This window comes from Aliivibrio sp. SR45-2 (assembly GCF_963890165.1).
In the GTDB taxonomy this organism is placed as follows: domain Bacteria; phylum Pseudomonadota; class Gammaproteobacteria; order Enterobacterales; family Vibrionaceae; genus Aliivibrio; species Aliivibrio salmonicida.
This window is the reverse complement of sequence record NZ_CAWPRC010000171.1, coordinates 1-14,930: the sequence shown is the minus strand read 5'-3', so window position 1 is coordinate 14,930 and position 14,930 is coordinate 1. Positions and strand designations below refer to the sequence as shown.

General features: G+C 38.9%; 12 protein-coding genes and 1 tRNA gene. 5 read left to right on the top strand and 8 right to left on the bottom strand.

Going from position 1 to position 14,930, the window contains the following annotated elements:
- Positions 1-16 precede the first annotated feature (16 nt).
- Together AACV33_RS15030 and AACV33_RS15025 are read right to left on the bottom strand one after the other, a co-directional pair.
- Entirely contained in the window at positions 17-190 is a 174-nt protein-coding gene (locus tag AACV33_RS15030) for a hypothetical protein (protein ID WP_017022124.1), read from the bottom strand.
- Between the two features lie 90 nt (positions 191-280).
- Positions 281-913, bottom strand: a complete 633-nt coding sequence (locus AACV33_RS15025; RefSeq protein ID WP_017022123.1) for a pseudouridine synthase — start codon at positions 911-913, stop codon at positions 281-283.
- A 170-nt stretch (positions 914-1,083) separates the two neighbouring features.
- Here AACV33_RS15025 and AACV33_RS15020 point away from each other — a divergent pair, with 170 nt between their 5' ends.
- Positions 1,084-3,312, top strand: coding sequence for an NADP-dependent isocitrate dehydrogenase (locus AACV33_RS15020; RefSeq protein WP_017022122.1), 2,229 nt, complete (start codon positions 1,084-1,086; stop codon positions 3,310-3,312).
- 107 nt (positions 3,313-3,419) lie between these two features.
- On the opposite strand, the gene AACV33_RS15015 is transcribed toward AACV33_RS15020, so the two are convergent.
- The 4 genes from AACV33_RS15015 to folD all read right to left on the bottom strand — a co-directional run bounded on the left by AACV33_RS15015 (position 3,420) and on the right by folD (position 9,265).
- Positions 3,420-4,937, bottom strand: a complete 1,518-nt coding sequence (locus tag AACV33_RS15015; protein WP_017022121.1) for a SpoVR family protein — start codon at positions 4,935-4,937, stop codon at positions 3,420-3,422.
- 11 nt (positions 4,938-4,948) lie between these two features.
- Positions 4,949-6,217 carry a YeaH/YhbH family protein gene (locus tag AACV33_RS15010; protein ID WP_012550723.1) on the bottom strand — a complete coding sequence of 423 codons (1,269 nt, stop codon included), beginning with the start codon at positions 6,215-6,217 and terminating at the stop codon, positions 4,949-4,951.
- Between the two features lie 67 nt (positions 6,218-6,284).
- Positions 6,285-8,219: a PrkA family serine protein kinase gene (locus AACV33_RS15005; RefSeq protein WP_012550724.1), complete on the bottom strand. Its 1,935-nt coding sequence runs from the start codon at positions 8,217-8,219 to the stop codon at positions 6,285-6,287.
- 188 nt (positions 8,220-8,407) lie between these two features.
- Positions 8,408-9,265 carry a bifunctional methylenetetrahydrofolate dehydrogenase/methenyltetrahydrofolate cyclohydrolase FolD gene (gene folD / locus AACV33_RS15000; RefSeq protein ID WP_012550725.1) on the bottom strand — a complete coding sequence of 286 codons (858 nt, stop codon included), beginning with the start codon at positions 9,263-9,265 and terminating at the stop codon, positions 8,408-8,410.
- A gap of 263 nt (positions 9,266-9,528) precedes the next feature.
- Between folD and AACV33_RS14995 the strand changes: the two genes are divergently transcribed.
- Positions 9,529-9,605 (top strand) — tRNA-Arg (locus AACV33_RS14995).
- A 109-nt stretch (positions 9,606-9,714) separates the two neighbouring features.
- Complete coding sequence (locus AACV33_RS14990) at positions 9,715-11,172, top strand: protein adenylyltransferase SelO (protein WP_182700381.1); 1,458 nt, start codon at positions 9,715-9,717, stop codon at positions 11,170-11,172.
- A 44-nt stretch (positions 11,173-11,216) separates the two neighbouring features.
- Here AACV33_RS14990 and AACV33_RS14985 read toward each other — a convergent pair whose 3' ends face one another.
- Both AACV33_RS14985 and cspD read right to left on the bottom strand, forming a co-directional pair.
- Positions 11,217-11,762 (bottom strand): DUF4136 domain-containing protein, encoded by a 546-nt coding sequence (locus tag AACV33_RS14985; protein WP_182700375.1) that lies wholly within the window; start codon positions 11,760-11,762, stop codon positions 11,217-11,219.
- 117 nt (positions 11,763-11,879) lie between these two features.
- Complete coding sequence (cspD, locus tag AACV33_RS14980) at positions 11,880-12,101, bottom strand: cold shock domain-containing protein CspD (RefSeq protein WP_012550728.1); 222 nt, start codon at positions 12,099-12,101, stop codon at positions 11,880-11,882.
- Between the two features lie 395 nt (positions 12,102-12,496).
- On the opposite strand from cspD, the gene clpS reads away from it, so the two are divergent.
- Both clpS and clpA read left to right on the top strand, forming a co-directional pair.
- Positions 12,497-12,817, top strand: a complete 321-nt coding sequence (gene clpS, locus AACV33_RS14975; protein WP_012550729.1) for an ATP-dependent Clp protease adapter ClpS — start codon at positions 12,497-12,499, stop codon at positions 12,815-12,817.
- Between the two features lie 42 nt (positions 12,818-12,859).
- Positions 12,860-14,930, top strand: a 2,071-nt coding sequence (gene clpA, locus AACV33_RS14970) for an ATP-dependent Clp protease ATP-binding subunit ClpA (RefSeq protein ID WP_182700374.1), incomplete at its 3' end; no start/stop codon positions are given.

Genomic DNA, 14,930 nt, shown 5'->3' with positions numbered 1-14,930 from the left:
TTTTTATTCAATAATGCTAGTTTGCGCAACCAATTTCGCCAGTCAACATGCAGTTTTGTTGCTGTCTTTCTTGATTGTCATAGTGCTCATTAGTGAGTTCGGTAGAATTAATGTCTTCTCTATCTGCTGGAGCACAAGCACTTAAAAATAATACGCTAGCTATCCCTGCTACCTTGATGATTATCTTCATTTTTATTCCTTTATTCTCATGTGATTATCTATTTAGTCTAAGTGAAAAGTACGTAAATACGTAGTTGTTTTTAACTTATTTGCTACATTTCTATTTATTACTATTAATTGTCACTTCTTTCCATTCCCCATGAGGGACATCTTTGATCGTCCAATCTCCCATAGAGTAACGAATCAAGCGTAACGTTGGAAACCCAATGTGAGCCGTCATTCGGCGAACTTGTCTGTTTCTTCCTTCAATAATAGTCACTGTTATCCATGTTGTCGGAATAGCGGCTCTAAAGCGAACGGGAGGGTTTCTTTCCCATAGTTCAGGCTCTGTCATTACTTCAACTTTTGCGGGAAGTGTCATCCCATCTTTTAATTCAACGCCTTGGCGAAGCTTCTCTAAATCGTCTTCTGTCGGAGCACCTTCAACCTGTACCCAATAGGTTTTTGGTGACTTAGATTCAGGTTGTGTTAACCGTGCTTGAAGCACACCATCATTGGTAAGAATTAATAATCCTTCACTGTCACGATCAAGGCGTCCTGCTGCGTAAACATCCTTCACAGAAATGAAATCTGCAAGAGTTTGTCGATGCTGATCATCGGTAAATTGACTCAATACATCAAAAGGTTTATTAAAGATAAGGACTTTACGATCTTCTGGTGCAGGGCGTGGCTTTTGTGTGGTTTTTTTCTTAAAGGCCGGTTTTTTCCAATTTGGAGAACGCTTGAATGTCATGTTAACTACCTTGCAAAATTGTAAAGCTTTTGTGGTGTTTAGTTTTAAAGTTCATGGCTTTTCGCTATAGTACGCGCGTGAAACAAAAGACTAATAAAAATAAAGTCGGTAAATTACAAAGCCTATTATACGTTTTGTTATTGGTTTTGTAGATTAAATAGGGAAATTAAATGACAACGCAAAAATCTAAGATTATCTATACCATCACTGATGAAGCGCCAGCATTGGCGACGCATTCACTTCTTCCAATTATTCAAGCATTTGCAGCATCGTCTAACATTGATGTTGATACTCGCGACATCTCACTTGCGGGTCGTGTCATTGCAAATTTTTCTGAATACCTAACAGAAGACCAACGTATTAGTGATGCATTGGTAGAGCTTGGCGAACTCGCTAAAACGCCTGAAGCAAACATCATTAAACTTCCGAACATCAGTGCGTCGATTCCTCAACTTCATGCGGTAATTAAAGAGCTTCAAGCGAAAGGCTATGCTCTGCCTAATTACCCTGAAGAAGCAAAAACGGACGAAGAAAAAGCCGTTAAAGCGGTTTACGATAAAATTAAAGGCTCAGCAGTTAACCCTGTCCTTCGTGAAGGTAACTCTGATCGTCGTGCACCGGGTGCGGTTAAGCAATACGCGCGTAATAACCCACACTCAATGGGTGCGTGGGCGAAGGATTCAAAATCACACGTTGCAAGCATGAGTGAAGGTGACTTCTACGCAAGCGAAAAATCAGTGACGATTGACGGTGCAACAAACGTTAATATTGAATTTGTTGCTGATAATGGCGATGTAACAGTACTGAAAGAGGGACTGGCACTGAAAGACAAAGAAATCATTGATGGTTCTTGTCTAAGCAAAAAAGCATTGGTTGAATTCTTCGAAGCTGAAATTAAAAAAGCCAAAGAAGAAGATGTTCTGCTTTCACTGCATATGAAAGCGACGATGATGAAAGTCTCTGATCCAGTTATTTTTGGTCACGCGGTTAAAGTATTCTATAAAGAAGTCTTTGATAAATACGCGACGACATTTGCAAAACTTGGTGTTGATGCAAATAATGGTGTTGGTGATGTTTATACTAAAATAGTATCGCTTCCTGATGCTGAAAAAGCCGCGATTGAAGCGGATTTAGCGGCGGTTTATGAATATCAACCAGAGCTTGCAATGGTTGATTCAGATCGTGGTATCACGAATCTTCATGTACCAAGTGATGTAATCATTGATGCTTCTATGCCTGCTGCATTACGTACTTCTGGTCGTATGTGGGGACCAGATGGTCAACTAAAAGATACGAAAGCAATGATCCCAGATCGTTGTTATGCTGGTGTGTACCAATCGGTTATTGAATTCTGTAAAGTGAATGGCGCGTTTGATCCAACAACGATGGGCTCTGTGCCAAACGTAGGATTAATGGCTCAAAAAGCAGAGGAATATGGATCTCATGATAAGACCTTCATTCTTCCTGCTGCGGGTACCGTTCGAGTGGTTGATGCGACAGGCACCGCACTGATTGAACATTCCGTTGGTGAAGGCGATATCTGGCGTATGTGTCAGGCAAAAGACGCACCAATCCAAGATTGGGTTAAATTAGCGGTAAACCGTGCTCGTGCAACTGGAACTCCGGCTATTTTCTGGCTTGATACTAATCGTCAACATGATGCTGAACTGATTAAGAAAGTAAATACTTACCTTGCAGATCATGATACAGCAGGTCTTGATATTCAAATTTTGTCTCCAGTTGCGGCGACTGAATTTACGTTAGCGCGTATTATTAAAGGCGAAGATACGATCTCGGTAACGGGTAATGTATTACGTGATTATCTAACGGATTTATTTCCAATTCTAGAGCTTGGAACATCAGCGAAAATGCTGTCTATTGTCCCTCTTATGAATGGTGGTGGCCTGTTTGAAACGGGGGCGGGTGGTTCTGCTCCAAAACACGTTCAACAATTCGAAAAAGAAAACCATTTACGTTGGGATTCTTTAGGTGAATTCTTAGCATTAGCGGCGTCGTTTGAACACTTAAGTGTGACGACTGGCAATGCAAAAGCACAAATACTTGCTGATACACTTGATGCTGCAACGTCTAAGTTCCTTGAAACGAATAAATCGCCATCACGTCGTGTCGGTGAGTTGGATAACCGTGGTAGCCATTTCTATCTAGCAATGTATTGGGCTCAAGAACTTGCAGCGCAAACGGATGATGCAGAACTTCAAGCCTATTTTGGTTCATTGGCTGAAACACTAACGTCAAATGAAGCTAAAATAGTTGAAGAGTTAAATGCAGCGCAAGGTGTTGTTGGCAATGTTGGGGGCTACTTCCAACCGATTGCTGAACTTGCTGCAAAAGAAATGCGTCCGAGTGCAACGTTGAATGCGGCATTAGCGACTTTATAGTTTGAATTATTTTTAAATTATAATGTGAATACGTATTAACTAAAAAAGCCTTGAGGTAGTTATATCTCAAGGCTTTTTGTTATCTATGTCGTGATGTTTTTAGGTGATTAAATCGTGGTATTGTAATAATTACGCTTTGGACAAGATGAAATTATTTCTGCCCGGTTAAATGAAATAACCTCTTCTAATACCACATCAAACCCCCATAAACGGTGTAAGTGCTTCATTACTTCTTGGTGTCCTTTATCTAAAGGAATTCGATTGTGTGGGACGTGCCTTAATATTAATGAACGGTCACCTCTTACATCCACATTCCATACTTGAATGTTCGGTTCTAAATTACTCAAATTGTATTGAGCAGCTAACTTTTCTCGAATCTCTCGATAACCGACATCGTCATGAATAGCACTAATCTCAATGTGTTTACTTTTATCATCGTCTAATATGGCAAATAATTTAAATTCACGTATTAATTTAGGTGATAAATACTGGCTTATGAAACTTTCATCTTTGAAGTTATGCATCGCAAAATGAACGGCGTCTAACCAATCACTTCCTGCTAAATCTGGGAACCATTCTCTATCTTCATCTGTGGGCTCTTCACAGATACGGCGAATATCTTGAAACATGGCAAACCCTAATGCATAAGGGTTTATCCCACTATAATAAGGGCTGTTATAGCTTGGTTGAGCCACTACATTGGTATGGCTATGTAAGAATTCTAAAATGAATTTATCGGACACTAAGTCTTCATCGTAAAGATGATTTAAAATAGTGTAATGCCAAAATGTTGCCCATCCTTCATTCATTACCTGTGTTTGTTTTTGTGGATAAAAATATTGACTTATCTTACGAATAATCCTGACCAATTCCCGTTGCCATGATTCTAATAATGGTGCGTGTTTTTCAATAAAATACAGAATATTTTCTTGTGGCTCAGAGGGGAATCTTTCTTTTTCTTCGTTGTTTTCTTGCTTGGTTTTTGGAACGGTTCGCCATAGGTCATTTACTTGTGACTGAAGGTAAGCCTCTCTGTCTTCTTGACGAATTTTTTCTTCTGCAATGGATATTTTTTCAGGGCGTTTGTATCTATCTACGCCATAGTTCATGAGTGCGTGACAAGAATCTAGAATGGCCTCTACCTCATCAACGCCATGCTTTTCTTCACACTGAGTAATGTATTGCTGAGCGAAAAGTAGATAATCGACTATTGAGCTCGCATCAGTCCATGTTTGAAATAAATAATTTCCTTTAAAGAAAGAGTTATGCCCATAACAAGCATGTGCCATCACTAATGCTTGCATCGTAATGGTATTTTCTTCCATAAGATAAGAGATGCAAGGGGAGGAGTTGATGACAATTTCATAAGCTAAGCCCATTTGGCCATGCTTATAATTCTGTTCGGTTTGAATGAATTTTTTTCCAAATGACCAATGATGGTAATTAATGGGCATCCCAACACTAGAATACGCATCCATCATTTGTTCAGCGGTGATGATCTCAATCTGGTTAGGATAGGTATCTAAACGGTAATACTCCGCAACGCGCTTAATTTCAACATGGTATTGTTCTAAAGTTTGAAAGGTCCAATCGGGCCCATCAGGTAACCTACTTTTTTTATTCATAGTATTTCCTCCTAAGCCAATTGTTTGTGGAATAATTCTCTAAAAATAGGGTAAATATCATCAACGGTTTTGATATTTTTCATCGCAAAGTTATTGCACCCTTGAGATAGTTTTTCATATTCGTTCCACAGTGTTTGGTGTGTTCGTTTTGTGATTTCAATGTAGGAATAATATTGGCAATAAGGAAGAATTGACGTAGTAAGTAGCTCCTTACATTTTGGTGAATCGTCTGCCCAGTTGTCCCCATCAGAGGCTTGAGCAGCATAAATATTCCACTCATTGGCGGGATAACGTTTAGTGACAATGTCATTCATGAGTTTTAATGCGCTTGAAACCATAGTGCCTCCCGTTTCTTGGGAGTAGAAAAATTCATGCTCATCAACTTCTTTTGCTTGAGTATGGTGGCGAATAAAAACAACGTCGACATTTTCATAAGTACGAGTTAAGAATAAATAAAGTAAGACATAGAAGCGTTTAGCAATGTCTTTAGTCGCTTGATCCATGGAGCCGGATACGTCCATTAAACAAAACATAACCGCTTGGCTTGATGGGATAGGGGTTCGTTCATAGTTTTTATAGCGTAAATCGAAAGAATCAATATAAGGCACATGTTTAATTTTGGTTCTTAATGCTTCGATTTCTTCTTTCATTTGTCGAACCGAGAGCGGTTGTGCAGGTTCGCTGTTTTTTATGTTCTCAAGTTCTTGTTCTAGTTCTTTAAGTAAGCGTCTTTTTCCTGCTGTCATGGCAGTACGGCGAGCAAGTGATTGCTGCAGCGAACGAACAATGTCTATGTTTGATGGAACACCGGCTGTTTGATACCCAGCGCGATGTGTTTCCCATTCTGTTATTTTTTGAACTTGGTTTTTTTCTAAATTAGGCAATTCAAGTTGTTCAAAAAGAATGTCTAAGTATTCATCTTTTGAAATTTGGAAACTAAATTCATCTTCTCCTTCACCGTCGGCACTGGCGTCACCGTCTCCTGACCCCCCTCCCGCGCCTCCTTGAGGGCGTTCGATTTTATCTCCTTTGATAAATTGGTCATTTCCTGGATGAACGCGTTCGCGAATGCCTCCCTGACCTTGATGAAAAATAGGTTCAGAGATGTCCCCTTTAGGAATAGATATGCTTTCGCCCGTTTCAGTATTCGTTACTGAACGTTGGTTTACTGCATCAGAGACCGCACGTTTAATTTGGTCTTTGTGGCGACGAATAAAGCGCTGTCTGTTGACGGTGCTTTTCTTTTTTCCGTTCAATCTTCGATCAATAAATTGAGCCATAATATGTCCCCCTATATTTTGGTAGGGGCAGCCTATGAGATATAGGCTGCAACGTCCTGTTGGTTGATTATGAAGATTTACGAACGCGTAGGTACCACTCAGCAAGCAAGCGAACTTGTTTTTTGGTATACCCTTTCTCCATCATACGAGCGACAAAATCATCGTGTTTTTTCTGATCATCTGTTGATGTTTTCGCGTTAAAAGAAATTACTGGCAGTAAATCTTCTGTGTTTGAGAACATTTTTTTCTCAATAACAACACGCAGCTTTTCATAACTGGTCCATTTAGGGTTGTGGCCGTTATTATTGGCTTTGGCTCTAAGAACAAAGTTAACAATTTCATTTCGGAAATCTTTAGGATTACTTATCCCTGCGGTTTTTTCTATTTTTTCTAGCTCATCGTTTAATGCTGAGCGATCAAATAACTGACCAGTATCTGGATCTCGATATTCTTGATCTTGGATCCAAAAATCGGCATAAGTGACGTAACGATCAAAGATATTTTGTCCGTATTCTGAATAAGATTCTAAGTAAGCGGTTTGAATTTCTTTACCAATAAACTCAACGTATTTTGGTACAAGAAAACCTTTCACAAATTCGGTGTATTTATCGGCAACATCTTGAGCGAATTGTTCTCGTTCAATTTGTTGTTCAATGACATAAAAAAGGTGAACGGGGTTTGCTGCGACTTCGGTTTGATCAAAGTTAAATACGCGTGACAGAATTTTGAAAGCGAATCGAGTGGATAGGCCTGACATGCCTTCATCCACACCAGCAAAATCTTTATATTCTTGATAGCTTTTTGCTTTTGGATCCGTGTCTTTCAATGTTTCCCCATCATAAACCCGCATTTTAGAGAATAGAGATGAATTCTCAGGATCTTTTAGGCGCGAAAGTATGGTGAATTGAGCTAAGATGCCAAGGGTGCTTGGTGAACAAGGTGCTTGAGATAATTCACTGTGTTCTAACAGCTTTTGGTATATTTTTATTTCTTCAGAAACACGTAAACAATATGGGACTTTAACGATATAAACTCGATCTAAAAAAGCTTCGTTGTTTTTGTTGTTTCGGAATGTTTGCCATTCTGATTCGTTTGAGTGAGCTAAAATCATGCCGTCAAAAGGCAATGCTGATAAGCCTTCTGTTCCATTAAAGTTTCCTTCTTGTGTTGCTGTTAGAAGAGGGTGTAGTACTTTAATTGGCGCTTTAAACATTTCGACAAATTCCATTAAACCTTGGTTGGCTTTACAGAGTGATCCTGAATAGCTATAAGCATCGGGGTCATCTTGGGCGAAATGCTCTAATTGACGGATGTCTACTTTACCGACCAGAGAAGAGATGTCTTGGTTGTTTTCATCACCGGGTTCAGTTTTAGCAATACCGATTTGGTCAAGAATAGAAGGGTTTACTTTAATCACTTTAAATTGCGTGATGTCACCGCCAAATTCGTGCAATCTTTTCGCTGCCCAAGGGGACATAATAGAACGTAGATTTCGCTTCTCAATGCCATATTCTTTTTTTAATAGTTCACCATCTTCGGCTACGTCAAATAAGCAGAAAGGATGATCATTTACAGGACTACGAACGCCATTTGCACTTAATACATAAATGGGTAATTGTTGCATGAGACTTTTTAGTTTTTCGGCAAGTGATGATTTACCACCACCAACAGGACCGAGCAAGTAAAGGATTTGTTTGCGCTCTTCTAAGCCTTGAGAAGCATGCTTTAGGTAAGACACGATTTGTTCAATTGGCTCTTCCATGCCATAGAAGTCTTTGAATGTCTCATAGCGAGAAATCACTCGGTTTGAGAATATACGACTAAGCTGAGGATCAAGAGCTGTGTCAATGACTTCGGGCTCACCAATGGCCAATAAAAGTCTTTCTGCTGCATTGGCATAAGCACTTTTGTCCTGACTACATAGTGATAAGAAATCTTGCAGTGAAAGCTCTTCATCTTTTGCCGCTTCGTAACGGGCTTGATAGTGGTCAAAAATACTCATATCCATTTCCTCTTGTCATCCGTTTTTTTTATTACACATCTTAAGGTTAGTAACTAAACCCTTATTTTGTCCAAGAAAAAACCGAAAATAGAATAAAAATTGATCGAGAAATGCGGCAACACGCAGGTATAAAAAAAGCGAACTTAATAAAGTCCGCTAATTGATATTTTGATTAATAGGTTTAATGACTATTTGCTGTGGAATTGCTCACAAGCCAATAATGTGTTTTCAATTAAACTTGCTACGGTCATTGGACCAACGCCACCAGGAACGGGAGTGATATAGCTTGCTTTTGTTTTGGCTACATCAAATTCAACGTCACCAATGAGCTTACCTGTGTCTAGACGGTTAATACCAACATCGACCACAACAGCGCCTTCTTTTATCCACTCTCCAGGGATAAAGTTTGGTTTGCCTACCGCAACCACAACAAGATCAGCTTGGCGAATGTGATGCTCTAAATCTTTTGTGAAACGGTGACAAGTCGTCGTGGTGCAACCAGCAAGAAGCAATTCAAGGGTCATCGGGCGACCAACAATATTTGAGGCCCCAACGACAACAGCGTGCATCCCTCGAACTTGAATATTGTAGCGATCAAGTAGAGTGATAATGCCTTTTGGTGTGCATGAACGTAATTTTGGAATACGTTGAGATAGACGCCCTACGTTGTACGGGTGAAATCCATCGACGTCTTTTTCTGGATCGATATGCTCTAAAATTTTAGTGCTATCCATTCCTGCAGGAAGAGGTAACTGAACCAAAATACCATCGATTTCAGGATCTTGATTTAGTGTATCAATTAATGTCAGCAATTCCGCTTCTGTGGTCGTGGTTGGTAAATCATAAGATTTTGATACGAATCCAACTTCTTCACAGGCACGGCGTTTACTTCCTACATAGACTTGAGACGCAGGATCTTGTCCTACCAAAACAACGGCTAGACCAGGAGCACGCAGTCCGGCCTCTATGCGGGCTTTTACACGAGCACCGACTTCAGAGCGAACAGTTTGAGAAATAAGTTTTCCATCGATAATTTGAGCGGTCATAGTGATCCTTTCAAGGGCTTGGACTGATTGACGTGCGCATTGTCTCAGAATTAAATAATAATAGCTACAACGCAAACGTTTGCTTTTTGCTGTTTTTGAAGATGATAAATCGTCGAACCAATAACAAGCACCTTTAAATCAATGTAATATGTATATATTGAATCAAAGAATAGACAATATGCCTTTTTTTTCAGCACTCAGTGAGATAATGATAGAAAAGGATTGATCTAGTTTCGTATATTCGTATAATCCTACCCCATAGAGCGCCCTTAGCTCAGCTGGATAGAGCACCTCCCTTCTAAGGAGGTGGTCGAAGGTTCGAATCCTTCAGGGCGTACCAAATTGAAAAAGCCGCAATAACTGAAAAGTTACTGCGGCTTTTTTCATATCTGTCATATCCATTTTTAATATGTTAGCGTTAGCTTAATTTACTTTTAATGGATTAAATGATGTCGATTTGGAATTCCCTTTCACTTAGTACTCGTTATTCTGAGCTTCCTCCACTTCTCTTTACTCATGTACCGCCACAACCGTTAAACAATGTCCATTGGATAATGTGGAATGAAAAACTCGCTAAACGGTTTAATTTGCCTTTAGATCCTGCGGCAGATACTGAGTTATTATCTGGTTTTTCTGGAGAGGTTGTTCCGTCTCAATTTTCTCCTTTGGCAATGAAATACGCTGGGCATCAATTTGGCAGTTACAATCCTGATTTAGGTGATGGTCGGGGGTTATTACTGGCTGAGATCAAAGATAAAGCCGGTGCCAGTTTTGATATTCATTTAAAAGGGGCTGGTCGAACACCTTATTCTCGCTCAGGGGATGGGAGAGCGGTATTACGATCGACGATTCGAGAGTATTTGTGCAGCGAAGCGATGTTCGGATTAGGTATTCCTACCACAAGAGCGTTAGGGATGATGGGTAGCGATACGCCTGTTTATCGAGAAGGATATGAAACCGGAGCATTGTTACTTCGTGTGGCAGAAACTCATGTTCGCTTTGGTCATTTTGAGCATCTCTTTTATTCGAATTTATTGGGGGAACATAAATTATTAGCGGACAAAGTCATTGAATGGCATTTTCCAGATTGCTTAGATAATGATAATCCTTATGCCGCTATGTTTAATGAGATCGTTGATCGTACGGCTAAGATGATTGCACATTGGCAAGCGGTGGGTTTTGCTCATGGTGTAATGAATACGGACAATATGTCTATCATTGGGCAAACATTTGATTATGGCCCTTTTGGCTTTCTTGATGATTATGAACCGGGATACATTTGTAACCATTCTGACTATCAAGGACGCTATGCATTTAATCAACAACCAAGAATTGGCTTATGGAATCTATCTGCCCTTGCTCATGCTTTATCTCCACTGATTGATAAGGTCGATTTAGATCAAGCGCTAGAACAATACGAAGTGCAATTACATGGTTATTTTAGTCAATTAATGAGACAAAAATTAGGGCTAATAACAAAGCAAGACGGAGATAGTCGATTATTTGAATCAATGTTTGAATTATTGTCTCAAAATTCGGTGGATTACACGCGTTTTTTACGAGAGTTATCAAATGTTGATACTCATAATGAGAAAGCGATTATTGATTTATTTATCGATCGAGATACGGCGAAATTATGGGTTAGTTTATACGTAACTCGTTGTGAGAAAGAGCATGAGACAATGGCCTCTCGATGTAAAAAAATGCGAGAAGTTAACCCTAAATATATTCTTCGAAACTACCTAGCACAGCAAGCGATAGATAAAGCACAAGAAGGGGACTATAGCGAACTAGAAGCTTTGAGTTTATTGCTTCGGTCGCCTTTTGATGAACATATTGAATTTGAACATTATGCGAATTTACCTCCGAGTTGGGGTAAGAAAATGGAAATAAGTTGTTCGTCATAACGGAAATAAGCAGCTAGGTTAGCTGCTTATTTTTCATCTGATATTTATTGCTTCTCTTTTAGATCATGGAGCATCAGTTCAGTGACTTCATCTACAGAGTACGTATTGTCAGTATTTGTATAGCCTTGAGCTAACACTGACCATTGTTGATAAGGCTGATTTGGTAAAAAGAGGGCAATAAAGATACTCGCTTTTTGTGAGTCATCATTATCATCAATACCTATTGGTTGTATTCCCGTTAATAAGCCTGTTTTTTCTAGAATGGCCATATCTTTAATGTTTTCTTCTATTCCTAAGCCATAACCAATATAAAAATCTGCGTTACTAACATTATCTGTAAATAAGTATCCCTTTTGTTCTAGGGATGCTTTCAATGCTTGTGAGAATCGTTGTTCTATGTCTCTGTTATTTAATTCTTTATTTAAAAAGTTAGCACTAATTGTAGGGTGCCAAGCGAATGTGGTTTTGTTTTGAAGGATATTATTAATATCACCAGTAGTGACTAAATTTATGGTGCTTTTTTCTTGATAAGTTTCAGACACACAACCAGAAAGGGTGAGAAGTAGAATAAACGAAATAAAATATTTCAAAATAGTTCCCTGAATAAATTGATTGGAGTTTAGAGTATTTCTTATGTGATAGGTTCAAAAAAGGTGAGTAGTAATACTCACCTTTGATCTCACTTTAACAGTAAGTATTATTTTATGCTATTTTACAGCTTCACCTTCAAGCGGTTTAATTTCGCTTGCATGATAGCCTTTAGGGCCTTCATGAATTTCGTAGGTGACAGCTTGTCCTGCTTTTAATGTACGGTAGCCATCCATCTCGATTGTTGAGTAATGAGCAAAAATATCACCATCCTCACCTTCTGGACAAATGAAGCCAAACCCTTTGGCGTTATTGAACCATTTTACTGTGCCTATTGCCATGCTATACATCCCTCTGCATTTTTAGTTACCTAGCATAATGTCTATCAATTAAGTTTTTGCCTAATTGATAACCACTACTAGGTACACTCTATTAAATATAAAGAGGGAGTCAAGTACAAATTGGTTACCTTTGTAACATTTATGTTTAATATCACATTTAAGATTAACATTTATATCAATAATATCAATTTGATAAATTAAGTGGTTATAAAGAAAAAAAGGCTCTATTCTTTATTTGTGTTATCGATGATTTTCTATGCAAACGGTCACTAAATAGGTGATAAAGACGTTAAATTCACATCTTTTGTTTGATGTAACTCCTCGTCTAGATTAGGCTGAATAGTAGGAGATACCTTGCAGTATCAAAAATGTTTTTTAACGAATTAGTTGCCGACATGAGTAAATTCTATGAATGGATTTCTCCTGATTCAGATGTTCTGGAACTGGAGAAAACAGGTTTAAAGCCGCCGCCGATGTATAAGGTAGTTTTAAATAATGATGATTACACTCCAATGGAGTTTGTTGTTGAAGTTTTAGATAAATTTTTTTCCATGGATTTGGAAAAAGCGACACAATTAATGCTTACTGTGCATTATGAAGGGAAAGCAGTATGTGGGGTTTTTACTGCTGAAGTTGCTGAAACTAAAGTTGCGCAAGTAAACATTTATTCGCGTGATAATGAGCACCCACTACTGTGTACAATGGAGCAAGCTTAAGTTTGTTCGTTACACCATCATTTGGTGTTTTGGGAGGTTCCTATGCTAAATAAAGAATTAGAAGCGAGTTTAAACAGTGCGTTTGCTCGTGCAAGAGAAAAGCGTCATGAATTTATGACAGTGGAGCATTTGTTATTTGCTCTATTAGAGAACCCATCTGCACACGAAGCTCTTATTGCTTGCCATACAGACCTGGATGCTCTTTCGACAGAAATTGATGAATTCATAACACAAACAACTCCTCTTATTCCAGCTGACGATGATAGTCGTGAAACGCAGCCAACGTTAAGCTTTCAACGTGTTCTTCAACGAGCTGTTTTTCATGTTCAATCATCAGGTCGTAATGAAGTCACTGGCGCGAATGTTTTAGTCGCTATTTTTAGCGAGCAAGAATCTCACGCTGCTTATCTTCTTAAAAAGAATGATATTAGTCGACTGGATATTGTTAACTTTATTTCTCATGGTGCACCAGAAAATCGAGATGAGAATTCAGAACAATCAAATGTAGAAGCTGCTGTTGAAGGCAATTCTGATGATCAATTAGAAAGCTTCGCAACTAACTTAAATCAAGTCGCTAAAAATGGCGGTATTGATCCGTTGATTGGTCGTGAGCAAGAGGTTGAACGAACAATTCAAGTTCTTTGTCGTCGACGTAAAAATAACCCATTACTAGTGGGTGAAGCTGGAGTCGGAAAAACGGCGATAGCGGAAGGGTTAGCATGGAGAATTGTTGAAGAACAAGTTCCCGATGTGATTAAAGATTGTATTATTTATTCTCTTGATATTGGTTCTCTATTAGCGGGTACTAAATATCGTGGTGATTTTGAAAAACGATTTAAAGCCATTTTAAAACAGCTTGAAAAAGAAGAGCATGCGATTTTATTCATTGATGAAATCCATACCATTATTGGCGCTGGTGCCGCTTCTGGTGGGCAAGTTGATGCGGCTAATTTAATTAAGCCATTACTAAGCAGCGGTAAGTTACGTTGTATTGGTTCTACAACTTATCAAGAACACAGTACTATTTTTGAAAAAGAACGAGCGCTTGCTCGTCGATTCCAAAAAATTGATATTTTAGAACCATCGATAGATGATACAACTAAAATATTAATGGGTCTGAAAAGTAAATATGAAGAACACCACGAGGTTCGTTATACCAATAAAGCACTCCGTGCTGCGGTAGAACTGTCAGCGAAATACATTAATGAACGTCACTTGCCAGATAAGGCGATTGATGTGATTGATGAAGCTGGTGCCCGTTGTCGTTTGACTCCAGTTAGCCGTCGTAAAAAAACCATCAATGTTGCTGATATAGAATCGATGGTTGCTAAAATGGCTCGTATTCCAGAAAAATCAGTATCATCAAGCGATAAAGATGTACTGAAAAAACTGGATGCTAAACTTAAAATGTTAGTGTTTGGGCAAGATCAAGGCATCGATGTTTTATGTGAAGCCATTAAATTAAGTCGTGCTGGATTAGGTGCTGATAATAAACCTGTTGGTTCTTTCTTGTTTGCGGGTCCTACAGGGGTTGGTAAAACTGAAGTAACAGTACAATTAGCAAAAGCATTAGGCATAGAATTATTACGTTTTGATATGTCTGAGTACGGTGAGCGTCATACTGTTAGTCGCTTGATCGGTGCTCCTCCTGGTTACGTTGGTTACGAGCAGGGAGGTCTATTAACCGACGCGGTTATTAAGCACCCTCATTCTGTCGTATTACTTGATGAGCTTGAAAAAGCACACCCTGACGTATTTAATTTGCTACTGCAAGTTATGGATAATGGGACATTAACGGATAACAATGGCCGTAAAGCTGATTTCCGTAATGTTATTTTTGTAATGACAACCAATGCCGGTGTCCATGAAACGGTCAAGAAATCTATTGGTTTAATCCAACAAGATCACAGTACCGATGCGATGGCTGCGATTAAAAAAGTATTTACGCCAGAATTTAGAAACCGTCTGGATAATATTATTTGGTTTGAGCACTTAGGCAAAGACGTGATCGGGCAAGTTGTTGATAAGTTCATTGTTGAATTACAAGCACAATTAGATGCTCGTGGTGTATCAATGGAAGTATCGAAAGATGTCAAAGAGTGGTTAGCTAATA